The following is a 24,811-nucleotide window of genomic DNA, read 5'->3' on the forward strand; positions in this document are numbered from 1 at the left end:
CGGATCCTCCTCCGGATCAACGCACACCCAGCCACAGTGCGGCGTCGGGGCGTCCGGCCTCTTCCCGCTCCTCCTCCCCGGCCGCGGTGAAACCCGCGTCCTGCAGCACTTCGCCCAGGGCCTCGGCATCCAGACCGGTGCGCAACCGCAGGGTCAGGGCGGCCCCGCCCAGCGAGTCCAGCTGCACGCGTTCGATGGCCTCCATGCCACCCAGCCGGGCTCGCAACTGGCGAAAACCGTCGAAACCCGCCACCCCGGTAAAGCCCACCGTGATCCACTCGGGTTCATCCGGCACCCGCGCCAGATCAGCGCCCATCCGGTCCAGCGCGGCGGCGGTCGCCCGACGCGCGGCCGCCGGGGCATCCGCGGCGGTAGCCTCGGCACGGTATTCGCGGTCCCGGTGCACCAGCAGGGCCCGCGCGCGGGTCTCGCCTTCCGCCGGTCGCAGGTGCAGCAGGATCAGGCCGTCCGGACCATAGCGCCGAGCGGCCTCGAACAGCGGCTCGGTCACGCGTCCGACGATGTCGCTGATGCGCGCCTCGCGCCGGTCCTGCAGATCCCCCAGCGGCAACAGCAGCGGCATGTCCCGCTCGCCGGCCAGGGTCTCCAGTGCGGCCAGCACGCCGGAGTCCTCCCCGACGGACGCGGTGCCCAGCAGGTCACGCCGGCCGTCGGCCTCCTCCACCGCCCACACCAGCAGGGACGGACGCGAGCCGACGATCATCGGAACGGCGGCGTCGCGCAGCGACCGGCGCAGGGCAGTCCGGTCGAACTCCAGGCGGTAGCCGCCCGCGTCGCGCGCCTGCTGGCGCTCCAGCGCCGCCGGCAGTTCGTCATCGTCCGGGGTCTCGCGCAGCTCGTCGGCGAGCGCCCGCACCGCGTCGGAATCCAGCCCCGCTACCCGCACCAGCGCCGCGTGGAGCCCTTCCGCCAGCGCCGCTTCGCGCTCTTCCGCATCGCTCTGAACGACCAGCGTCCCCGCCCCCGCGGCCTGTGGCAGCAAAGCGATCAGCCACAGGGACAGGAACAGAGCGACAGCGGAAATGGAACGCGACACGGCAGGCATGGGACTCACGGGCAGCAGGCAGGCAACACGCCGCTCAACATAGCACAGCGCCCGCCGCCGGCGCGCCGCCCGTGCTTTGCACGCCCCGGCACGGGCGGCTAACATGCCCGGGTTCAATGCGCGCCTGCCCGCGGGCAGCGTCGCGGCCCGCCAGAAGGCCCTTTTCCGGGAACGTTGCCCATGTCCGAATCCTCTTCCGGTCTGACCTATCGCGAGGCCGGCGTCGACATCGCCGCCGGGTCGGAACTCGTCGAACGCATCAAGCCGCACGCGCAGCGCACCCTGCGCCCCGAGGTCCTGGCCGGCCTGGGCGGCTTCGGCGCGCTGTTCGAACTGCCCGTGGATCGCTACCGCCGCCCGGTACTGGTGTCCGGCACCGACGGGGTGGGCACCAAGCTGCGGCTCGCCCAGCAGACCGATCGTCACGACTCGATCGGCATCGATCTGGTGGCGATGTGCGTGAACGACATCATCGTGCAGCGCGCCGAGCCGCTGTTTTTCCTCGACTATTACGCCACCGGGCGCCTCGACATCGATGTCGCCGGCGACGTGATCACCGGCATTGCCGAGGGCTGCGAGCAGGCCGGCTGCGCGCTGATCGGCGGCGAGACCGCCGAGATGCCCGGCATGTACCAGGGCGAGGACTACGACGTCGCCGGCTTCGCGGTCGGCATCGCGGAGAAGGATCAACTGCTGGACGGCAGCCAGGTGGCCGCGGGCGACGTGATCCTCGGGCTGGCGTCCAGCGGTCCGCATTCCAACGGCTACTCGCTGATCCGGCGGATCCTGGAACACGTGCAGGCGGACCTCGACGCGCCGCTGCCCGGCGGCGACGGCGAGACCCTGGGCGCGGCCCTGATGGCGCCCACCCGCATCTATGCCCGGCCGCTGCTGGAGGTCATGGCACGCCACCCGGTGCACGCAGCGGCCCACATCACCGGCGGCGGCCTGACCGAGAACCTGCCGCGCGTGCTGCTCTCGGAGACCCTGCATGCGCGCATCGACACGAACGCCTGGCAGTGGCCGGCGGTGTTCCGCTGGCTACAGCAGCAGGGCGGCATCGCCGACGAGGAAATGCTGCTGACCTTCAACTGTGGCATCGGCATGACGCTGATCCTGCCGGAGGCCAGCGTGGAGGCGGTGTCTTCGGAACTGGCGGCCGCCGGCGTCCCGGCCTGGCCGGTCGGCGTGGTCGCCGAGTGCGCGGAACACGAACCCGGCGTGGTGTACACCGCGGGATGACAGGCATGGCCCCGCAACGCCTGGTCGTGCTGATCTCCGGGCGCGGCAGCAACCTCAAGGCCCTGATCGACGCCTGTGAACGCGGCGAGATCAACGGCCGGGTGGTCGGCGTGATCAGCAACCGCCCCGACGCCGGCGGACTCGAGTTTGCGCGCGCCCGCGGCATCCCGGAACAGGTCCTCAACCACCGCGACTACGCCGGGCGCGAACCGTTCGACGCGGCCCTGGCCGAAACCATCGAGGCGTTCGAACCGGACCTGGTGCTGCTGGCCGGGTTCATGCGCATCCTGACCCCGGGATTCGTGGAACGCTTTACCGGACGGTTGCTGAACATTCACCCGTCGCTGTTGCCGAAGTACCGCGGGCTGGACACCCATGCCCGCGCCCTGGCCGACGGCGAGACCGAACACGGCGCCAGCGTGCACTTCGTCACGCCGGAACTGGACGGGGGACCGGTTATCATGCAGGCACGGGTCCCGGTTCTGGCCGACGACACCGAAGCCTCCCTGAGTGCGCGCGTGCAGCAGGCCGAGCACCGCCTCTACCCCGCAGCAGCCGGGCTGGTGTGTTCAGGGCGGATTCAGTGGTCGGAACCCACGATCCGGTACGATGGCGCCCCGCTGGAGGCGCCCCTGCAGCTCGATCACGAGGTGACTTCCCATGCCCCAGGTGAATCGTCCTGACGCCGCCCGACGGCGTTTCACGGCGCGGTTGCTGACCGGTCTCGTCCTGGCGCTGGCCGCGATCCTCGCAACGGCGTTCCCGACCGCCGCCCCTGCCGCCGACAGCAACGCGGACCCGGCGGACGCGTCGCGGATCCCGCCGTTCACCGCCAGCTTCGAGGCCACGGCCATGGCCAGCACGCTGAATGCCTCCATGAGCCTCAACCACGAAGACCTCCGCACGCGCATGGCGATGGATGCCCACGTGACCGGATTCCTGCGCGTACTCGGACGCTTCGAACTCAGCCGCGAATCGCTGTTGAACACCAATGGTTCCGGCCTGCACCTGATCTCGTCGCGCTCCCACCAGGTCACCCCGCGTGAGGAGCGCAAAGTCGAAACCCGCCTGGACCACGAGGAACAGCAGGCCATCGGCCACATCGACAGCGAGCGGTTCACGCTCGACGTGCCCGAGGGCACCCTCGACTTCCTTGGCTCGCTCTACATGATGATGCAGCAGCTGGAAACCGGTGAACTGGGCAACACCGGCGACACCGTCCGCATCCGCACCCTGGAGCGCGACCGCCTGCGCGAATACGAATTCCGCCGCGACGGCGAGGAGACCGTGGACTCCGGCATCGGCTCGCTGGACACCGTGCGCGTGGTCCGCCGCAGCGACAACGGCGATGTCGAACTCGCCGCCTGGTTCGCCCCGGACCTGAACCACATCCCCGTGCGCTTCGACTACGAAGCCGGGGGGCGCGTGTTCGAACTCGAACTCACCGCGCTGGAATGGCACGAACCCATCATCGACCTGACCGAAGACCCCAATCCGTGAGCACATCCATGAGCGAAACCTTCGACCTGGCCATCATCGGCAGCGGCCCCGGCGGTTATCGCGCCGCCGTCCTCGGCGCCCTGCGCGGACTCTCCGTCGTCATCATCGAGAAGGACACCTGGGGCGGCTGCTGCCTCAACCGCGGCTGCGTGCCCAAGAAGGACTGGTACCACACCGCGCGCACGGTGGCCGCCCAGCGCCACTTCGAGGGCCGCGGCATCCGGGGCTCGCTGAGCGCGGAGATGGACCCGGCCTGGGACCATCAGAAGGAGGTCGTGACCTCGGTGCGCGATTCCTACCTGGAATACATGAAGCACCTGAAGATCCAGTACCGCGAGGGCACCGCCCGCTTTCGCGACGCCAGCACCCTGGAGGTCACGGGCGCCGACGGCAGCGAGACCCTGGAGGCGAAGCACACCATCATCGCCACCGGCGCCACCGCCACCGTGCCCGCCCCGTTCGAGGCCGTCCCCGGGCGGGTGATCACCACCGACATGCTGTTCGACGAGCGTCCGCCGCAGGGCCGCCGGGTGGCGATCATCGGCTCCGGCGTGGTGGCCACCGAATTCGCCTTCATCTTCTCCATGCTTGGCAAGGAAGTGACCTGGCTGACCCGCTCGCAGCCCCTGAACGGCCAGAAGTTCAGCCCCCAGGCCCTGTCGACGCTGAAGGACAAGCTGGGCGAGAACGGCGTCGAGCCGATCCGGGTGAAGGGCTACGAGAGCGTGGAGACCACCGATAACGGAGTCGTCATCACCGATCAGGACGGCGGACGCCACGAGGTCGACTGGGTCCTGCTCGGCACCGGCCGCACGCCGCATACCGCGGACCTGAACCTGGAGGCCGTCGGCGTGCAGACGGACGCGCGCGGTTTCGTGCAGCGGCGCGCCACGCTGCAGACCGATGTCGACCACATCTATGCCATCGGCGACGTCGCCAGCGAATGGCAGACCGCCAACCACGCGCTGGCCGACGCCACCATCGCGGTGGAGAACATCCAGACCGGCAACACCCGCGAGCAGGACGAGCGCTACGTGCCGATCGCCATCTATTCGGCGGTGGAGATGGCGCGCCTGGGCATGGACGAGGACGATGCCGAGGACGAAGAGCTGGAACCCGCGGTCGGCTTCGCCGCGTTCGAGACCTCGCCACGCGCCCTGGGGCAGGACGAGCCCGAGGGCTTCGTCCGCCTGATCGGCGACATGGACACCGGGGGCCTGCTGGGCGGCGAGGTCATCGGCGGTGACGCCGGCGAGCTGATCCACATCCTGTCGCTGGCCCCCGATCGCGACACCGCACTCAACTGGATCGCGAAGGGCCAGTGGAACCACCCGGCCCGCGCCGAGGAGTTCCTCAACGCCACCGAGACCCTGGCCTCCAAGTGGGGCCTGAAGGCCGAGATCTTCGACCTGTGACCCGCCGGCCGGCGCCCGTCGCCGGCCGGCCGTCTCAATCCCCGCGCCGCGTCATCCGCACCGCATGTTCGTGCGGATAGCGCGCCGCATGGAAGCGCCCCTCCCAGGTGTCCGCATCCAGGCGTTCGAGCTCCAGGTGGTAACTCTCCTGCCGGTCCGGGGTCGGGTTCCACACCAGTTCCACGCGGTCCCCGTCTGCGGCAAGCTCCACCGAATCCAGATCACCGCTGGCCCCGTCCAGCCCGGGCCCGCGGGCATTACCCATCAGGAAATCGCCCTGCGCGCGGGTCTCGCTGCGGCCGTGAAACACGCTGAAATACGCCAGCGGCACGTCACCCTCGACCAGCGCCGCACGCCACGAACCCTGCAGTGCACCGGCGGGCTGGCCGCCCTTGCCGGCGTCGGCATCCCGCCCGTCCTTCCCGGCGTCGTCCGGGTCGTCCGGGGCGGCATCCGGGGCGTCATCTTCCTCCAGCCACGGCGGGGGCGGACGCCGGTCCACCGCCCAGGCGGTGCGGACCTGTGCGTCCGGCCCGACGCTCAGGCGCTGCCAGATCGCCTCCAGCTCGTGGTCCATCAGGTCACCGTCGCGCAGCAGGATATCCACGCCGCCCGGCTCCTCCAGCCCGACTTCCACCACCGCCTCGGCGAAGGGCTCGGCGAAGCCGACGCTCTCGCGGGCCTCCAGCTGTCCCGGCCGGGTATCCAGCAGGGACCCCAGCAGGAATGCCGGGTCCGGACCGACTTCCGGCGTTGAGGGCAGCGATGGCGGGACGAAATCCCACAGCTCCTCGCCGTTGTCACGCCACTGCGTGACCCGGTCACCCAGCGGTTCGGGATCGGTACAGGCCTGCTCGAGGCAGCGGGCCTGTTCGATGGCCGATGCGTCCAGGCTCCGGCGCGAGGCCGCGACCACGTGACCCGGGAACCCCTGGATCGGGCTCATCACCATGCGCCAGGAGACCCCGTCCCACGCCCCGCCGTCGTTACCGTCGCCGGCGTCCTCGTCCGGAGGTTCAAAACGGTCGATCTGCACGAAATGCAGATCCCGCATCCGCCCGGGCGGACTACCCTCCATCCACTCGAAGCCCGCCTGCATCCGGTAACGCGCCGGTTCCGCCGGGCCCTCGTGGCCCTCCAGCAGCAGGACGGGCACGGTCCACGGCCCGGCCCGTTCGAACGGCCGCACCGATTCGCGCTGCTCCGGCGGCAGCCGCTCTCGCAACAGGTCCGGTATCTCTCCGCTCTCGACCCGGCAATACCCTTCCGCTGCGACGAAATCACGTGCAGCCTCGCCCATGTCCTGCGGCGGTCCGGCCACCGCGCCCCCCGCCGCCAGCCCGACGAACGCGGCCACGATCCCCGCGCGCCGTACGGGTCCGCGCTGTCTCCGGGTTGAATCCTGCATGTTTCTCCCCTCCCTTCAGGTGATGCCGGTTCATACTGCCGGAACCGTATCGCCGACGCCCCCCATGATCGGAGAGGAACCAACCACCACGAGCGGGCTCTCGCAACCGCCCCCCGGAATGCGCGAGACTTTCATTACATACAGGCAGTGCGTGTACCCCGGAATGGCGACCCCTCCCCTTGGTGACGGCAGTTCTGCGCAGGTCTCGACCGTGGGCGAGGAGCGGTTCCGCACACTGTTCGAGCTCTATCCCGATGCCACGCTGCTGATCGATCCGGAGAGCGGCCTGCCGGTACAGTTCAACCGGCTGGCCCACGAGCAACTCGGCTACACTGCCGAGGAGTTCGCCGGCCTGCGTATCGGCGATTACGAGGCGCAGGAGACACCGGAGGAAACCGAGGCGCACATCCGGACCATCCTTGAGCAGGGGCAGGACGATTTCGAGACGCGGCACCGTTGCAAGGACGGCACAGTCATCGATGTTCGCGTCTCGGTGGTCCTGCTGCCGTTCGAGGAGCGGACCCTCTTCCTGGCCGTGTTCCGCAACATCACCGCTGAAAAGCTGGTCAACACCGCGCTGGAGCGCAGCCGCGAGCGCCTGGCCCTGGCCACGGAATCAGCCGGCCTGGGGATCTGGGACTACGACATGGCCAGCGGCCACCTGGAATGGGACGACGGCATGTTCCGCCTCTACGGCATCGACCCCGCCGAGTTCGGGAATGCCTTCGAGGACTGGGCCGGGACACTGACCCCGGATTCCCGGGATACGGCCGTGGCCGCCTTCCGGGCCGCCGTTGAATCCGACGCACCATTCGACCTCCGGATCACCATTCGCCGCGCCGATGACGGGACCATACGCACCCTGCACGGTCAGGCCCAGGTCATCCGGGACAGTGCCGGCCGGGCCACCCGGGTCGTCGGCGTCAACCGTGACGTCACGGAGGAAGAGGCGAACCGCCAGCGGCTCGCCGCCGAGGAAGAGAAATTCCGCGGACTGTTCGAGCTCTTCCCGGTCGGTATCGCCATGAACGACTTCGCCACCGGTGAATTCCTCGATTTCAATGCCGCCATCAATGAGCCCGCCGGCTACACCCGGGAGGAGTTCCGGCAGTTGAGCTACTGGGAGGTCACTCCCGAAGAGTACATGGCCGACGAACAGGCCATGCTCGAATCGATGCAGCGCACCGGCCGCTACGGGCCGTTCCAGAAGGAGTACATCCGCAAGGACGGTTCACGCTACCCGGTCCTGCTCCACGGCTTCAGGACCACGACGCCGGACGGACGCGAGGTGATCTGGTCGATCATCCAGGACATCTCCGATATCGAACGGACCCGCCAGGAACTGGAAGACGCACGCAACCAGTTTGCCTCGCTGGTGGAGAACATCCCCGGGATCACCTTCCGCTGCCTGTACGATGACGCCTGGACCATGCTCTTCATGAGCCGGGCAGCCGACCCGCTGACGGGTTATGACGCAGCGGAGCTGATCAATAACACCGTCGTCTCGTACGCACAGCTGATCCACCCCGACGATGCCGACCGGGTCGACCAGACCGTCGCGGAGGCCGTCGCCGACGACCGGCCCTGGGAGACCCGGTACCGGATCCGGCATCGCGACGGCTCCATTCGCTGGGCCCAGGAACGGGGCATCGCCGTGCGTGACGAACAGGGCGGGGTCGCCTGGCTGGACGGTTTCATCCTCGACATCACCGAACAGAAGCAGGCCGAGGCCCGCGCCGCCGAGATCGAGTCGACAACGCGTCGGCACCGGACAGCCGTGGACGCCATCGCCCATACCATTGCCGCGGAGGACGATGTCGGGGCGATCCTGGAGACCACCTGCCGCAGTCTGGGCGAGGCCCTGGGTGCCGACCGGGCGCTGGTCTACGACATCGATTTCGAACGCGAGCTGGTCACCGGCCGGGAGGAATGGCTCAATCCCGAACGGCCTGCCATCACGCCGTCGATCGGCACCTACCCGCTGGCAGTATTCGGCAACGGCTTGCGCGAGATGCGTAACCGCCAGGGCTGGATGAACAGTCATGCAGACGCGCCCCACCCGAGCCTGGTTGCGGACGGCGCGACCGGCATCCTGCACGACCAAATGGGTATCGGAACCCTGCTGTGGTATCCGTTCGGTTTTCGCCAGAGCGGTTTCCATCTGCTGGTCCTCAACTGGCTGGACCGTCAGCCGGAACCGGACGAACAGCAACTCGGTTTTCTCGCCTCGGTTGCCGGCCTGGTCGAGCTGGCGCGGAACAAGATCCGCCTGCTGGAAGAACAGCAGCATGCGCAAGAACAGTACGAGGTCCTGTTCCGCGAGCTGCAGGACGGCTTCGCTCTGCACGAGATCATCTGCGACGACGACGGGAACCCGGTGGATTACCGTTATCTCGCGGTCAACCCCGCATTCGAGCAACTCACCGGACTGAAAGCCGAAACGACGGTCGGCCGGCGTGTGCGCGAAATCCTTCCCGGGGTCGAATCACACTGGATCGAAAACTTCGGACACGTCGCACTGACCGGGGAGAACTGCAGCATCGAGGATTATGCCGCCGAGCTTGGGCGGTACTTTTCCACCACTGCCTTCCAGCCGGAGCGCGGACGTTTCGCCTGTCTGATCCGCGACGTCACCGACCGCCGGAATGCGGAACAGGCCCTGCGCGAATCCAGGGAGCGCTTCGCCGGCATATTCGAGCAGACCGGCAGCGGGGTGGCGGTCTACCGCCCGGTGGACGACGGCGAGGACTTCGTGTTCATCGACTACAATCCCGCGGCGGCGCAGATGGACCGGACCACCCGCGACTCGGTCATCGGACATCGGCTCACCGAATGGTTCCCCGGTGTCCGCGAGATGGGGCTGTTGCAGGCCTTCCAGCGGGTGGCGCGGACCGGGGAGCCGGAGCTGCTGCCGATGTCCCAGTACCACGATGAGCGCATCGCCGGCTGGCGCGAGAACCGGATCTTCCGCCTCTCCTCCGGCGAGATCGTCGCGGTCTACGATGACCTCACCGAGATCAAGCAGGCCCAGCAGCAGTCCGAGCAGGCACGCGAGCAGGCGGAGCGGGCCAGCCGCGCCAAGAGCGAGTTCCTGGCCAACATGAGCCACGAGATCCGCACGCCGATGAACGCGGTCATCGGCCTGAGCCAGCTGCTGGAACAGACCGAGCTGGACGCGAAGCAGCGCGATCAGGTGCACAAGATCCAGCAATCCTCGCGGATGCTGCTCGGCCTCATCAACGACATCCTCGACTTCTCCAAGATCGAGGCCGGCCAGCTGGAGCTGGAAGCGCGTGACTTCAGACTCGGCGAGGTGGTCGAGCAGATGGCGACGCTGTTCGGCGAGAAGGCCCACGCCGGGGGACTGGAGCTGCTCTACGACATCCAGCCCGACCTGCCGCGCGCCCTGGTTGGCGACGACCTGCGCCTGTCCCAGGTGCTCGGCAATCTGCTCGCCAATGCGACCAAGTTCACCGAGCGCGGCGGGACGGTGGAGCTCGGGATCCGCGCGGCCGGGCCGGTGACGGATGGTCAGGCCACCCTGCGCTTTTTTGTACGCGACACCGGTATTGGCATGAGCGAAGAGCAGCTCGCCCGGCTGTTCCGCCCCTTCAGCCAGGCCGACACCTCCACCACCCGCAAATATGGCGGCACCGGGCTGGGGCTGGTAATCAGTCGCCGCCTGGTCGAGGCCATGGACGGCAAACTGGAGGTGGAGTCGGTCCCCGACGAGGGCAGCACCTTCGCCTTCACCCTGACCCTGCCGCTGGGCCAGGACCGACAGGCGATTGTCGAGTGCCCCGAGACCACGAGCCGCCGGGTGCTGATCGTCGACGACCAGGCCAGTGCCCGGCAGATCATGCGCGAACTCCTGCACCACTGCCATTACTTCGCCGAGGAGGCCGACAGTGGCGAGGCCGCCGTCGAGCAGGTGGTGGCGGCGGAACGCCGCGGCGAGCCGTTCGACTTCATCCTGATGGACTGGATGATGCCGGGCGGCATGAATGGCAGCGAGACCTGCGAAGCCCTCGAGTGCCTGCGCCAGCGCGGCGAACTGAAGCGGACGCGGCCCCCGATCCTGATGGTCAGCGCCTACGCCCGGGATGAAATCACCCTGCCTGAAGGGCTGACCACCGACTACCTGGCCAAGCCGATCACCGCCTCATCACTCTACGATGCCCTGGTGCGGGCAGAAGGTGGCGGCCCCCCTGATCGTGCTCCGCAGGCAGCCCGGGTGCCGAAGCTGGGCGGCCATCGTGTGCTGCTGGTGGAAGATAACGAGATCAACCAGGAAGTGGGCAGGGAGCTTCTTGAAAAAACCGGCGCCCGCGTAACCACAGCCGACAACGGCGCCGAGGCGGTCGAGGCCGTGCGCGCGGAGAAGCCCGATCTGGTACTGATGGATCTGCAGATGCCCGTAATGGACGGTTTCGATGCAACCCGGAACCTGCGGGCCGATGGCTACACGGGCCCCGTTCTGGCCCTCTCGGCGGCGGTCATGGAAGAAGACCGCCAACGCGCGCGGGATGCCGGGGTCAACGGACACCTCGGCAAACCCGTCGACAGCACCGAACTCTACGCCGCACTCGCGAGCCATCTCGACGTCTCCACAACGGAGCCCACGCCCGGCGCAGAAGAGGAAGACTCTTCCTCCCCTGCTCTTCCCGCCACGCTGCCAGGCTTCGACCCGGCAAGGGGTCTGCGGCACTTCGGCGGCGATGTGGCCCTTTACTCCCGACAGCTGCACAACTTCAGGGACCGACTGGTCTCTGATTACGAGCCGCTGATCGGCCACCTGCGCGCCTCACGGGACGACGACGCGCACCGGCTCGCGCACAACCTGAAGGGGGTCGCCGGTACCCTCGCCGCCACGACCCTGCAGTCCATGGCCGAACAGATCGACCGCCTGATCAAGGACGGCGACCCGGTGTCCGCCGGGCTCATACATCGTCTGGAAACCGCATTCCGGGAAGCCTCACAATCGCTCGCAAACCTTCCCGACATTGCACAAGACAATGCGGCTGGTTCAGTGCACGCGGTCGCCACCCTGCGCCAGCAACTGGAAGCCAGCGAACTGATCGAAGAGGAAACCCTGCGCGAGGCCCTGGCATGGCTGCGGGGTCGCGGTCTGGACTGCGAGAGACTGGAAGCGCAGGTACAAGGCATGGCATTCGATGAGGCCCTGCAAACCCTCGACGAGCTGACACCCGGGCAGGGGCCTGATCAAGGAAACATTACATGAACCACGATGAACCGAAGCCGACCCTGCTGCTGGTCGACGACGAACCGACCAACATCCAGGCGCTGGGACACCTTCTGAAGGACGATTACCGCATTCGGGTTGCGAACAACGGCGAGAAGGCCCTGGCGCTGGCCGCAGAGGGTGCCCCGGAGCGCCCCGACCTGATCCTGCTGGACATCCAGATGCCCGGCATCGACGGCTACGAGGTCTGCCGACGTCTGAAGGAAGACCCGCACACCAGCGACATTGCCATTATCTTCGTCACGGCGCTCGACGACGCGCGCGACGAAGAGCACGGACTGAACCTGGGCGCGGTGGACTACATCGCCCGGCCGTTCAGCCCGGCGATCGTCCGCGCCCGTGTCAACACGCAAGTGAAGCTCAAGCGCAGGACCGACCTGCTGGAACAGTACGCAATGCTCGACGGCCTCACCGGCATTCCCAATCGTCGCTATTTCGACGAGCACCTGGACCGGGAGACCCGCCGCAGTCAGCGCGACGGGGAACCCCTGTCACTGATCATGCTCGACATCGACCACTTCAAGGGCTTCAACGACCATTACGGGCACGGGGCCGGGGATCGCTGCCTGCAGAAAGTCGCTGAAACACTTGCGCGGACGCTGAACCGGCCCGGGGACACCCTGTGCCGTTATGGCGGCGAGGAATTCGTGGCCCTGCTCCCCGGGACGCCGACATCCGGTGCGCTGGAGGTCGCCGAGAAACTGAGAAACGCGGTTGAGGAGCTGGCCCTTCCGCATGAACATTCCAGCGCGGCCCCGGTGGTCACCGTAAGTCTGGGGGCCGCGACCCTCGACCCCGTCGGAGAACCCGGAGCCGACGCGCAGTCGGTGCTCGCGCGAGCGGACGACGCTCTGTACCAGGCCAAGAAAGCCGGCCGCAACCGCTGCTGCGGGGGCTGATTATTCCCCGGCGACGGTCATCGACTCGATCAGGATCGAACCGGTGCGGATGTTCCCGCGATAGTCGACGTCCGAGCCGGTGGCGACGATGGCGCGGAACATGTCCCTGAGGTTGCCGGCGATGGTGATCTCCTCCACCGGATGGACGATCTCGCCGTTTTCCACCCAGAACCCGGCCGCGCCGCGCGAGTAGTCGCCGGTCACCGGGTTCACGCCCTGACCGATCAGCTCGGTCACCAGCAGCCCGGTGCCCATCTCGCGCAGCATGCCCGGGGCGTCCAGCGTCCCCGGACGCACCGTCACGTTGCGCGCGCCGCCGGCGTTGCCGGTGGTCTCGCGGCCGAGGCGCCGGGCGGCGTAGCTGTCGAGGGTGTAGCTGCGCAGCACGCCCTGTTCCACCAACGGCCGGTTGCGGGTCTGCACGCCCTCGCCGTCGAACGGTGCGCTGCCGAGCCCGCGCGGGGTCAGCGGGCGCTCCTCGATGCGCATCCATTCGGGGAAGATGCGTTCGTCCAGGGCATTCAGCAGGAACGAGCTCTCGCGGAACTGGGCCGGGCCGGAGATCGCGCGGGTGAAGCTGCCGATCAGGGTGCGCGCCATCTCCGGGGCGAACAGCACCGGGCAGCTGCGGGTGGAGAGCTTTTCCCCGCCCAGCCGGCGCACGGTGCGCTCCGCCGCCTCGCGCCCGATGTCCTCGGGGATGCCCAGATCGGCGGCGCGGCGGCTGACGCTGTAGGCATAATCGCGCTGCATGCCGTCATCGCCGCGCGCCACCAGGGCGCAGGACAGCGAATGACGGGTGCTGCGATAGCCGCCCATGAAGCCCTGGGTGTCGCCGAGGAACGCCATCGCGCGGCGGGTATTCACCGAGGCGCCTTCGGAGTTCTCGATGCGCGACTCGGCGTCGAACCCGGCCTGTTCGGTGCGCTGCGCCAGCTCGGTGGCCTGCGCGATGGACAGCTCCCAGGGGTGATCCAGGTCCAGATCTTCCCAGTCCACTGCCTTGAAGGCGATCGACGGCATGCCGGCATACGGATCCGGCTCGGTATAGCGGGCGATGCGGCAGGCCGCCTCGACGGTGTCGAGCAGGGCCTGCTCGCTGAAATCGGTGGTCGATGCCGCGCCCTTGGACTGGCCGAAATGCGCGATCAGCGACAGGTTCTGGTCGCGTTCGTGCTCCAGGGTCTCGATCTCGCCCTTGCGCACCCCCAGGTCCAGACCCACGCTGTGGCTGACGACCACCTGGGCATCGGTGGCCCCCTGCTTCTTTGCCTCCTCCAGCGCCTGCTGCACGCGGGCGCGCAGGGATTCGGGGCTGTGCGACAGCGCCTGGGCGGCGGCTTCGGGGGTCTCGACTGCGGGACGTTGACTCATGCGGATTCCGGTCGGTTGTTCGATGGGGGAGACAAAAAACCACGGGTCCGCACCCGCCCCACCAGGGGCGGGCACGGACCCCGTGTCGAGGACGGACTAGACGCGCGCGCCGTGCTTGTGGACCGCGCCCACGTTGCCCCAGCGTTCGAGGTCATCCACGTGCACGCCGACCCAGTACAGCATGCCCACGCTGTCGCGGGTCCAGCCGCCGATCAGCTCCTGGCCCTCGCCCAGATTGACGTGGCGGGCGAATTCCTCGGCCTTGTCGCGGGCCCGGAACACGTGCCACTGCACCACCTTGTCGTGGCCGTGGCCTTCCGGGAGGGAGCGTTCCTGTTCCAGAAAATCGGTATTCATGCGGCTCTCCTTTTCTTGCTCGCCAGATCCGGTCCGGTGACGCCCCGGACGCTGCCGGGTCATGCTGCCTGGGTGCCCCCGACGGTCATGCCGTCGATGCGCAGCGTGGGCTGGCCCACGCCCACCGGCACGCCCTGCCCCTCCTTGCCGCAGGTACCCACGCCGGGGTCGAGCTGCATGTCGTTGCCGACCATCGACACGCGGGTCAGGACATCCGGACCGTTACCGATCAGGGTCGCACCCTTCACCGGCCGCGTCACCTTTCCGTTCTCTATGAGATAGGCCTCCGAAGCCGAAAACACAAACTTCCCGGAGGTGATGTCCACCTGACCGCCGCCGAAATTGACCGCATACAGGCCGTCTTCCACCGAACCGATGATCTCTTCGGGATCGGCGGAACCGCCCAGCATGTAGGTGTTGGTCATGCGCGGCATGGGCAGATGGGCGTAGGACTCGCGCCGACCGTTGCCGGTGGTCTGCGTGCCGCTCAGACGCGCGTTGAGCTCGTCCTGCATGTAGCCGCGCAGGATGCCGTCCTCGATCAGCACGGTTTCCTCGGTGGGGTTGCCCTCGTCATCCACATTGAGCGAGCCGCGGCGCCCGGCCAGCGTGCCGTCGTCGACGATGGTGATGCCCTCGGCCGCGACCCGTTCGCCAATGCGTCCGGCGAAGGCGGAGGTGCCCTTGCGGTTGAAGTCGCCTTCCAGGCCGTGGCCGATCGCCTCGTGCAGCAGCACGCCGGGCCAGCCCGGACCGAGGACCACTTTCATGCTGCCGGCCGGGGCATCCACCGCCTCGAGGTTCACCAGCGCCTGACGCACCGCCTCGCGCGCATGCGCAGCGGCCTGACCGTTCTCGATCAACTGGCGATAACCGAAGCGGCCGCCGCCGCCGGAGCTGCCCGATTCGCGGCGTCCGCCCTGCTCGACAATCACCTGGACGTTCAGGCGCACCAGCGGGCGCACGTCGGTGGTCAGCTCGCCGCGCGCGTTGAGCACCATCACCACCTCGCGCGAGCCGGCCAGCGAGCACATCACCTGGGTCACGCGCGGATCGGCGGCGCGGGCCTCGGCGTCGACCTCCTTGAGCAGGTCGATCTTCTCCTGCTCGCCCAGGGAGTCGATGGGGTTGTCGGGCACGTAAAGCTCGCGCGAGGGCGTGCGCCCCTGCACCGCCATGCCGCCGCTCTGGCCCGCTCGGGCGATGCTGCGCGCGGTGCCCGCCGCCTCCAGCAGGGCGGGCATCGCGAGATCGTCGGAATACGCGAAGCCGGTCTGTTCGCCGCGCACTACGCGGATGCCGGCACCGCGCTCGATGTTGAAGCTCGCCGACTTGACGATCCCGTCCTCCAGCGACCAGCCCTCCTGGCAGGCGAACTGGAAATAGCAGTCACCGCCGTCGATGCCCTGGCCGAAGGTCGTTCCGACCAGGCGGGAGAGTTCGGACTCGCCGAGACCGGCGGGATCCAGCAGGGTCTGTCGGGCCAGGTTGTCGATCATGCATCCCTCGATTGGGTCGTTTTCGTCAGTATGATGCTTGGGGCCCGGGCAACGCTTTCAAGCCCGCGAGCCGCGGGGGCTCTCGCACCCCGCACGCGCTCCGGCAGGCTCACTCCGGAATGGCACAGCCCAGACGCCGATGCGAGACGGTCGGGAACACGGTCCGCATGCGTTCCACCTCGCGGCCGTCGATCTCCCCCAGCAGCACCCCGGGGTTGCGCCCCAGCTCCCCCAGTACGCGGCCCCAGGGGTCGATCACCGCACTGTGGCCCCAGGTCTCGCGACCGTTCACGTGGAAACCGCCCTGGGCCGCGGCCACTACGTACATCTGGTTTTCCACTGCGCGGGCCCGCAGCAGCACCTCCCAGTGGGCCTGGCCGGTCTGCGCGGTGAACGCCGACGGCAGCGCGACCCATTCCGCACCCTGGTCCAGCAGCGCACGGAACAGCTCGGGGAAGCGCAGGTCGTAGCAGATCGCCAGCCCCAGACGCCCCGCCGGGGTGTCCACGGTCACCACCTCGTCGCCGGGCTGATACACCCGCGACTCGGTGTAGGCCTCGTTGTTGTCGGGCAGGTGCACGTCGAACAGGTGGATCTTGTCGTAGCGCGCCACCACCTCGCCGCGATCGTCACAGACCAGGCACGCCGAGCGCACGCGCCTGCCGTCCGGCGCCCGCAGCGGCAGCGTGCCCCCGACGATCCAGACCCCCAGGGCGCGCGCCTGTTCGGCCAGGAAACGCTGCAGCGGGCCCTGACCGTCGGGGGCCTCGGCGATGTCGAGGACATCGGTCTCCTGCATCCCCATGAAGGCAAAGTTCTCCGGCAGTACCAGTACGCGGGCGCCCTGCTCCGCCGCCTCGGCCATGCGCCGGCGGGCATCCGCCAGATTGGCCTGCGGCTGGGTCCCGGATGCCATCTGAATGGCGGCCACCGGTGTCATGCGCGCTCCTTGTCGTGATTCCGATTCATCAGTGTTCAGTCCTCTGCCGGTTCCACCCGGGTTTCCACCCGCGGCCGCTCCCACGGCCCGGTCACGCGATACTCCACCCGGGCCGCCTCTTCCATTTGATCGCCGATACCCAGCACGCGTTCGAGCAGCAGCACTGCGGCTCCGGTTACCGGGCCGCCCAGCAGGGCCCCCGCGATCGGCAGTGCCGTACGCAGTCGCGGTACGACCACGATTTCCTGGTCGTATTCGCGTGCCACGAGGTTGGTGTCGCCCCGCACCCGGATCGCCGCGGAGGCGGTCTCCAGACCGAGCTCCGGCACATGCAGCACGCCGTCCGCCAGCCGGGCATTGCCCTGCAGTTCGCTGAAGGCCAGGCCCTCGACGAACAGGTCGCGGAAGTCCAGACGCAGCCGCTGCGGCAGCAGGTCGAGGCTCACCAGACCCAGCAGCCGCCCGGCGCCGGGCTCGACATCGGCGAGCTCGCCATCGCTCAGGGTCAGTTCCATGGTTCCCTGCAGGCGCGCCAGGCTCGGCCGGAACAGAGCGCCGGGCCATTCCAGCTGCACCTCGGCGGTCCCCTCGCCGCCACGCAGGGCGCGGGTCAGCCCGCTGGAATCCAGCCCCTGCCCCCAGTCATCGCCCTCCAGATCGAGTTCCAGGCGACTCCGGCCTCGCCCCCCGGCATCCACATGCCAGCCGCCGCGGCCGGCCGCACGGATTCCCGGCTCGGGACTGCGCAGCACCAGGTCCCGCAGGGCCAGACCGTCGGCATCGGGGATCAGGTCACCACGGATGTCGGCAAAACGGTAATCGCCCAGACGCAGACTGTCGAGGGCAAGCCGCACCGACGGCCAGTTGCGCGGATCGCTCACCCCCTCCGCTGCCGGAGTCTCTTCGGGGGGCGAATCGGCGTCCGGTCCGCCCGGTTCCAGCTCGGGCAGGTGCACCTGTTCCAGCTCCAGCTGCAGGTGATCCCGCCGGTCGCTCGGGCCGTGGCGCCAGCCCAGGGTCCCCGCGAGCCAGTCGGAGCGACTTTCCACCTGCCAGCCACCGGGGTCGCGTACCGCGCGCAGTCGGGTCGCGGGCACACTCAGGTCATCCCAGTGCAAGGCCTCGCCCACACGCAGGACCACGCGATTCAGCGGCACGCCGGTGACCGCTTCCTCCGGGGCGTCGGTGCCGGGGCCGGCCACCTGCACGTTGCCCGTCCAGGGCGCCGCCTGCAGGGCCCGCGCCCAGGCCTCCGCGTCGAGCTCGGCAAAATGCCCTTCGACCACGGCGCCCTGCGAGGGCAGGCCGGGCGGATCGCCGGCGGCTCGCCCCAGGCCCAGCGCCAGCGCCTGCAGCGCCGGCCGCTGTTCGTCCTGCGGCAGCAGGCGCAGCCGCGCGTGCAGGACATCACCCAGACCCAGCCCCCCCACCGCTGGCCGCCGGTTGTCCAGCGGCAGGGAGACGGTCAGATCGCGTCGCTGATCCTCCGCCTTGCCCAGCGGGTCGGGCCAGTCGATGGCCACGCCCTCCAGATCCGAACGCAGATCCAGGCGCATCCCATCCATCCCGCCCCCCAGGCTCAGTTCCGCGTCCCAATGGGCGCGGCCACTGGCATGGGCCGCCAGTTCCGGGATCCCCTCCAGCCAGGGCTCGAGCGGCTGCGGACCACGCAGCCCCAGCCGGGCGCGTTCGCCGTCCAGCGGCCAGTCGATGTCCAGGGCCACCCGTTCGCCGTGCACCCCTGCCTCCAGCCCCTCGGCATGCACCCGGTCCGCGGTATCGAAACGGATCTCGCCGCGCAGTCCGTCCAGTGCGACCGGCCATTGCGGCACGTTCAGGTCCAGCCCCTGCGGCCGCAGCCGCCCGGCCACCCGCAGGTCATCCATGCGATCGCTGTCCAGCGGCAGCAGGAGCTGCAGGTCCAGGCCCGCCGGGCCGGCGGCCTCGGCCCCGTCGCGCAGCTCCGCCAGCTCGTCGCCCAGCCCGGCCCGGCGCAGGTATGCGAGCAGATCGGCCGCATTGCTGTCGGCCGACGCATCCAGTTCGAGATCGGGCTCGCCGGTCATGTCAGTCACGGTGACATCGCCGCGCGTGATGCGGGTGTCGAGGATACGGCCCCGCGCACCCTCGGTGCGGAAGGCCTCGTTGCGAAACCACAGACGCCCCGCCAGTTCCTCCGCCGGCGGCCAGTCCTCCTGATAGTCCAGCACTCCGTCCTCAATGTCGGCCCACAGATCGAACACCCCCTGGTGGTCCGCAAACGGGAATTCGAGCGGGCGCCCCCGGTAGGCCATGCCCCCGCCGGTCCCCCGACCGTCGACGATGCTGCGCGCCAGCCATTGATAAGTGGTCGCCGGGAGATAGCGCTCGGGCAGATAGCGAGCGGCGTAGGCCCCGTCGGCATGATGAATGTCCATCGCCATGGCCAGCAGCGGCCCCTGTTCGTGACCATCCAGGCGCAGTTCTCCGCGCAGCGAAGCCGCCCCCTGCTCGGCCCGGACCTCCAGCCCCTCCCCGGCCACGGTCCAGTCGTCCGGCGCATGCCGTCGTGCATGCAGCTCGCCGCGCAGGCGGTCCAGCCACAGGATCTCGTCCCCCAGCACGCGCGGGAACTCCGCACGCAGGTGTTCGCCATCGAACGTGGCGCCGGCCTCGTCGGTCTCCGCGTCCCACCATGCACGCAGATCCAGGCCGCGCACCCCCGGCCAGTCGCCATCGGTGCGCAGACTGAACGAGCGCAGATCGAGCTCCGCCTCGCGGATCCGCAGACGGTCGTCATCGCGCCGCGCCACCAGCGTGCCGTCCGCCAGCCGGCCGCGCGGACGCAGGCGCGCCACAGGGTCCGCCAGGGCGGGCGCCGCATGATCCAGCAGGGGCTTGAACGGGGCATAGACCTCGGCATCCAGCCCGCGCGCGGCCAGCTCCAGCCGGTCCACCACGGCGCCGTGCGCCCCCGTCTCCAGGCGATAGCGCATGCGCAGGTCACCGGAGCCGGGCCGCGTGCCGGTCCAGGCGGAGCGGTGCCAGGCATCGTCCACGTGCCAGTCGAAGCGGTGTCCGAGTTCGCGCTCGCGCGCGTCCTCGTCGCCGTTCAGCCGGGTGGTATGGAACCCGCGCAGGCGGGTGAGGCGACCGTCTTCCAGGTCACCCCAGATCCGCGCCCCGCTGGTGCCGTCGATCGCCGGCAGGCCGAGATAGGCCAGCCAGGGTGCCCAGTGAGCGATCTCCAGGCTCTGGCCCTCGAGGAAGAACCGGGCATCGCGGGCGGCGGACGCCGGGATCCGCACGCCCAGTTCGAAGCTTCCGGCGGCCTCCGGGTCCAGGGCGCCCGCCAGCCGCAGCAGGCCGTCGCCATCCGCGGCGCTGCGAAAACTCAGACGTTCCAGCCGGGCGGCCGACGTAATACCGGCAACACGGTCGTCCCACACCAGCGAGATCGCCTCGCCATCGAACTCCGGCCAGGCCTCCAGCGCATGTTCCAGTACCGCGCCCTCGCCGGTGCCCATGGTGTGACCGTGGAAGGTGACCCGCCCGTCCGCCTGGCGGACCAGACGGGCCTCCATGCCGATGACCTGCAGCCGCAGGCGGGGCGCCCACGCGCGCAACGACGCCACCGGATCCAGGGTGGCCCCGACCCGTTCGACCTCCAGGGGCTCGGCATCGCCGTCGACCATCTGCACCCCGCGCACTACCAGCTCGGGGGTCCAGCCGCGCCAGCCCAGCTCCACCGACTCGGCCCGCACCTGCATGCCGGAGGTTTCGGAAGCGGCCGTTTCCAGGCGTTCGTGCAACCCGTCCCAGTGCGGCAGGAACAGCCGCAGGCCCAGCAGCACGAGCATCAGCAGCAGGATCACGACCAGCAGCGCAGGCACCAGCACCCGAGCGATCGTGCGCAGCCTGTTCCGGGCGTACCCGGTTCGCTCCGCTGCATTCACGCTGGACGACCTCCCTCAGACAAACACCACGTCGAACTGCTCCTGGGTATAGAGGGTTTCGACCTGGAAACGGATGGGGATGCCGACGAAGCTCTGCAGCTCCGCCAGGCTCGCCGACTCCTCGTCCAGCAGCAGGTCGATCACGCTCTGCGAGGCCAGCACCCGCAGCTCGCGGGCATCGTACTGGCGCACCTCCCGCAGGATCTCGCGAAACAGTTCGTAACACACGGTTTCGGCCGTCTTGAGATAGCCCCGGCCACCACAGGTGGGACAGGGCTCACACAACTGGTGTTCGAGGCTGTCGCGGGTGCGCTTGCGGGTCATCTCCACCAGCCCCAGCGGCGACACGTCGCAGATCTGGGTCTTCACGTGGTCGCGCTCCAGCGCCTTCTCCAGCGCGCGGATCACCTGGCGCTTGTGCTCGTCATCCTGCATGTCGATGAAATCGATGATGATGATCCCGCCGAGATTGCGCAGGCGCAGCTGGCGACCGATGGCCTGGGCCGCCTCCAGGTTGGTCTTGAAGATGGTCTCCTCGAGCTTGCGGTGGCCGACAAAGCCGCCGGTGTTGATGTCCACCGTGGTCATCGCCTCGGTCTGATCGAAGATCAGGTAGCCACCGGATTTCAGCTCGACCTTGCGCTCCAGCGCGCGCTGGATCTCCTCGTCGATGTTGAACAGATCGAAGATCGGCCGCTCGCCGGGGTAGTGCTCGATGCGTTCGGTCAGCTCCGGCAGATAGCGCCGGGAGAAATCGACGATCTTCTGGTAGGTCTCGCGCGAGTCGATGCGGACCCGTTCCAGGTCCACCCCGACCATGTCGCGCAGGATGCGCTGAACCAGCGGCAGGTCGGCGTACACCTCGGTCCCGGCCGGCGCGCTGCGCGCGGCTTCCTGCAGGCTGTCCCAGATCTTCTTGAGGAACGCGGTGTCGGTACCCAGGGCCTCGTGGTCCGCCAGCTCCGCCGCGGTACGCACGATGAAGCCGTGCTGCGGGGCCAGTTCGTCGCGCAGGGCCTCGACCTGTTCGCGCAGGCGGGCACGCATGGCATCGTCCTCGATCCGCGTGCTGACCCCGACATTGTTCTGGTTGGGCATCAACACCAGGTGACGGGCCGGCACGGTGATGTAGGTCGTCAGGCGCGCGCCCTTGGAACCCATCGGGTCCTTGGTCACCTGCACCAGCAGCTCCTGCCCTTCGTGCAGCAGATCGCGGATCCCTTCGCTTCCCCGCCCCTCGTCCTCGTTGCGCGAGATGACGTCCGAGGCATGCAGAAAGGCGGTGCGGTCGCGACCGATCTCGACGAACGCGGCATCCATCCCCGGCAGCACGCGCACTACGCGCCCCTTGTAGATGTTGCCGACGATGCCCCGCTGGCGCGCGCGCTCGATGTGCAGTTCGGTCAGCACGCCGTTCTCGACCAGGGCCACACGGCTCTCCTGGGGCGTGACGTTCATCAGCAGTTCGGTTCCGGTCATGCGGGGTCTTTGGTCGGCGTGTACGAAAAAGGAACGCGACTCCGCCTCAGGCGGAGTCGCGCGCGGGGGTCGCTGCGGCAGGATCCGCGTCCCCGTCGGACGGCGGCGGATCGCCCGGCGGCGATCCGGGTGGCAGGGACCGCGGCCAGGACTTGATCACCGCATGCACCAGGGTGGCCAGCGGGATGGCGAAGAACACGCCCCACAGGCCCCAGATCCCGCCGAAGATGAACACCGAGGCGATGATTGCCACCGGATGCAGGTTGACCACCTCGGAGAACAGCAGCGGCACCAGCACGTTGCCGTCGAGGAACTGGATCACGCCATAGGCCACCAGCACCCAGGCGAACTCGGAACTGAGGCCGAACTGGAAATATGCCACCGCCGCCACGGGGATGGTCACGACCGCGGCACCGATGTAGGGGATGATCACGGAGATGCCGACCATGAACGACAGCAGCACCGCGTATTCCAGCTGGAACCAGTTGAAGGTGGCGAAGCTGACCACCCAGACGATCAGGATCTCGATGAACTTGCCGCGCACGTAGCTGGCGATCTTCACGTTCACCTCGCCCCAGACCTCGCTGGCCAGATGCGTGTCGCGCGGCATGAACCCCCGGATCCAGCCGAGGATCTGGTCGCGGTCCTTGAGCATGAAGAACACCATCAGCGGAACCACGATCAGGTAGATCACCACGTCCACCAGATGGCGTGCCGACGCCAGCGAGAACGTCACCACCTGCTGCCCCAGCTGGGTGGCCTCGGCACGGATCGCGCCCATCAGCTCGAACACCTGTTCGTCGGTGATCAGCTGGGGGTAGCGCTCCGGCAGCTGCAGCAGCAGTTTCTGCCCCTCGGAGATCATGCCCGGCAGTTCGCGCACCAGCTGGGTCACCTGCTGCGACATCAGCGGCACCACGCTGAACAGCGCGGCCAGCGTGGCCAGCAGTGCTCCCAGCAGCACCAGTATCACCGCGAGGATGCGCGGCACCCGCAGGCGCTGCAGCTTGGCCACTGCCCCTTCCAGGAGATAGGCGATGATCACGCTCGCCAGCAGCGGCGCAAGGATGCGCCCGGCGAACACGATCACCAGGAACCCGGCCAGCAACAGCATGGCCAGGATCACCACCTGCGGATCCGTGAAGTGCCGCCGGTACCACTGGCGGAGCATGTCGATCATGACGTCGGGCTGTCCTTGTCGTTGCCGCCGCGATGCGGGTCCTCGGCCTGCACCCTGGCCTGATAGTGCGACCAGAATACCGTTTCCAGTTCGTCGATGACCTCTTCGGCCTCGCGACCCTGCATTACGTGCTGGGCCATCAAGGACGAGGCCTCGTTGAGCAGCTTGCCGCGGTCCAGCATGTAATAGGTGGCGGTCAGCCGGCGCATCGCCTTGATCACCGACTCGCCCTCGGGCCGCGGGATGGGCTCGGGTTCCGGCACGCCGACGGGTTCGGGGGCAGCCGCAGGGTCACCGCCCTCGTCGCCCGCCCCGGCACCATCACCCTGGGCTTCGAGAAAACGCGCGAACTTCAGCAGGCTCGCCCGATCCTCCTCGGACAGGCGCGCGGCCACCTCGGCGATCGCCTCGGTGGTCGCATCACGCCGCCGCCCGGCCTGGCCGCCGGCCAGGACCTGCCCGAGGTCCCCGGGCAGGCCGGCGCCCGTCGAGCCCTTCGGCGGGATCATCCATCACCCTCGATCTGCAGGCTGAACACGGGCATCTTGCGCCGCTCCTGCATCAGCGACAGCTGCTTGACCAGAGCGACGAGCAGTTTGTCGGTGACCTGCTGCATCTGGTTCCATTCCATGCGTGCCTCGCCCAGCAATTCGCCCATGTTCGGCGGCGGATTGTGGTCGGCTTCCATCAGTATGTCTTCCAGCATCCCCGGCTTGGCCTCCGGCCGGAAAAGCATGCCATAGGTCAGCTCGTCGGGCCGCACCATCAGCCACTGGCCATCGTCATCCACCATGATCGGTTCCAGCCCTTCGGGCAGCTCCACCGAGCCGTGGTGCAGCTGCAGCACGCGGTGGCCGTCCACCGCCTCGGCCACCGGGTCACCCTCGCCGGCCGCGGTCTTGTGGGCGGTGGTGAAGCGCGCCACGTAGGGCGGCTCCTCGCGGGCCGTGCCCCCGGCCTGTTCGGCCACCAGCAGCCCGCCCATGCCGAGCCCGACCACCGGGCGCTGCGAGCGACGGAAGATGTCGATCAGGGACAGTTCGTCCGGGACCTGCGGGTTGTTCTCGCGGTCCGCCGTGGGCCAGGCGCCACCCAGCAGCCACAGGCCGTCGAACTGGGCCGCCGAGCCGGGCAGATCCTGCCCGACGAAGGGGCGGTAATAGGAGAAACCGATGTCGCGTTTTTCGAGCTGGGCCTCGATCAGGGCCAGGAACTCAGAATAGGTGTGCTGTACTACGCAGTAGTTCTTCATCG

General features: G+C 68.6%; 17 protein-coding genes. 6 read left to right on the forward strand and 11 right to left on the reverse strand.

The features are described from left to right. Positions 1–16 precede the first annotated feature (16 nt). Complete coding sequence (locus F573_RS0102295; RefSeq protein WP_019021316.1) at positions 17–1,066, reverse strand: DUF2066 domain-containing protein; 1,050 nt, start codon at positions 1,064–1,066, stop codon at positions 17–19. Positions 1,067–1,246: 180 nt separating this feature from the next. Between F573_RS0102295 and purM the strand changes: the two genes are divergently transcribed. The 4 genes from purM to F573_RS0102315 are packed head-to-tail and all read left to right on the forward strand — an operon-like array spanning position 1,247 to position 5,223. Then, the gene (purM, locus tag F573_RS0102300; RefSeq protein WP_019021317.1) at positions 1,247–2,308 is read left to right on the forward strand and encodes a phosphoribosylformylglycinamidine cyclo-ligase; all 1,062 of its coding nucleotides are present in this window, start codon (positions 1,247–1,249) and stop codon (positions 2,306–2,308) included. A gap of 5 nt (positions 2,309–2,313) precedes the next feature. Continuing rightward, entirely contained in the window at positions 2,314–2,991 is a 678-nt protein-coding gene (gene purN / locus F573_RS0102305; protein WP_019021318.1) for a phosphoribosylglycinamide formyltransferase, read from the forward strand. Next, positions 2,969–3,808, forward strand: coding sequence for a DUF3108 domain-containing protein (locus F573_RS0102310; protein WP_026300768.1), 840 nt, complete (start codon positions 2,969–2,971; stop codon positions 3,806–3,808). Before purN ends, F573_RS0102310 begins: the two co-directional genes overlap by 23 nt. Before the next feature lie 8 nt (positions 3,809–3,816). After that, entirely contained in the window at positions 3,817–5,223 is a 1,407-nt protein-coding gene (locus F573_RS0102315) for an NAD(P)/FAD-dependent oxidoreductase (RefSeq protein WP_019021320.1), read from the forward strand. Positions 5,224–5,257: 34 nt separating this feature from the next. Here F573_RS0102315 and F573_RS0102320 read toward each other — a convergent pair whose 3' ends face one another. Further along, complete coding sequence (locus tag F573_RS0102320) at positions 5,258–6,580, reverse strand: hypothetical protein (protein ID WP_019021321.1); 1,323 nt, start codon at positions 6,578–6,580, stop codon at positions 5,258–5,260. Positions 6,581–6,794: 214 nt separating this feature from the next. Here F573_RS0102320 and F573_RS0102325 point away from each other — a divergent pair, with 214 nt between their 5' ends. Continuing rightward, the gene (locus tag F573_RS0102325) at positions 6,795–11,873 is read left to right on the forward strand and encodes a PAS domain S-box protein (protein ID WP_196801790.1); all 5,079 of its coding nucleotides are present in this window, start codon (positions 6,795–6,797) and stop codon (positions 11,871–11,873) included. After that, positions 11,870–12,793 (forward strand): diguanylate cyclase, encoded by a 924-nt coding sequence (locus F573_RS0102330; protein WP_019021323.1) that lies wholly within the window; start codon positions 11,870–11,872, stop codon positions 12,791–12,793. The genes F573_RS0102325 and F573_RS0102330 overlap by 4 nt, the downstream gene beginning before the upstream one ends. On the opposite strand, the gene pmbA is transcribed toward F573_RS0102330, so the two are convergent. The 9 genes from pmbA to F573_RS0102375 form a co-directional block, all read right to left on the reverse strand. Beyond that, complete coding sequence (gene pmbA / locus F573_RS0102335; RefSeq protein WP_019021324.1) at positions 12,794–14,167, reverse strand: metalloprotease PmbA; 1,374 nt, start codon at positions 14,165–14,167, stop codon at positions 12,794–12,796. A 96-nt stretch (positions 14,168–14,263) separates the two neighbouring features. Beyond that, positions 14,264–14,524, reverse strand: coding sequence for a hypothetical protein (locus F573_RS0102340; RefSeq protein ID WP_018870123.1), 261 nt, complete (start codon positions 14,522–14,524; stop codon positions 14,264–14,266). Between the two features lie 59 nt (positions 14,525–14,583). Beyond that, complete coding sequence (gene tldD, locus F573_RS0102345; RefSeq protein ID WP_019021325.1) at positions 14,584–16,023, reverse strand: metalloprotease TldD; 1,440 nt, start codon at positions 16,021–16,023, stop codon at positions 14,584–14,586. Positions 16,024–16,132: 109 nt separating this feature from the next. Beyond that, on the reverse strand, positions 16,133–16,963 hold the full coding sequence (locus F573_RS0102350; RefSeq protein WP_019021326.1) for a carbon-nitrogen hydrolase family protein: 831 nt from the start codon (positions 16,961–16,963) through the stop codon (positions 16,133–16,135). Positions 16,964–16,998: 35 nt separating this feature from the next. After that, positions 16,999–20,841, reverse strand: a complete 3,843-nt coding sequence (locus tag F573_RS0102355; RefSeq protein ID WP_019021327.1) for a YhdP family protein — start codon at positions 20,839–20,841, stop codon at positions 16,999–17,001. Positions 20,842–20,913: 72 nt separating this feature from the next. Next, a complete protein-coding gene (rng, locus tag F573_RS0102360; protein WP_019021328.1) occupies positions 20,914–22,377 on the reverse strand; it encodes a ribonuclease G in 1,464 nt (487 codons plus the stop codon). Between the two features lie 46 nt (positions 22,378–22,423). Next, entirely contained in the window at positions 22,424–23,557 is a 1,134-nt protein-coding gene (locus F573_RS0102365) for an AI-2E family transporter (protein ID WP_019021329.1), read from the reverse strand. Next, positions 23,554–24,066: a hypothetical protein gene (locus tag F573_RS0102370; RefSeq protein ID WP_019021330.1), complete on the reverse strand. Its 513-nt coding sequence runs from the start codon at positions 24,064–24,066 to the stop codon at positions 23,554–23,556. The genes F573_RS0102365 and F573_RS0102370 overlap by 4 nt, the downstream gene beginning before the upstream one ends. Beyond that, on the reverse strand, positions 24,063–24,809 hold the full coding sequence (locus tag F573_RS0102375; RefSeq protein ID WP_019021331.1) for a type 1 glutamine amidotransferase: 747 nt from the start codon (positions 24,807–24,809) through the stop codon (positions 24,063–24,065). The genes F573_RS0102370 and F573_RS0102375 overlap by 4 nt, the downstream gene beginning before the upstream one ends. Positions 24,810–24,811 lie beyond the last annotated feature (2 nt).

The organism is Thioalkalivibrio sp. ALE23, from assembly GCF_000378545.1.
Taxonomy (GTDB): domain Bacteria; phylum Pseudomonadota; class Gammaproteobacteria; order Ectothiorhodospirales; family Ectothiorhodospiraceae; genus Thioalkalivibrio.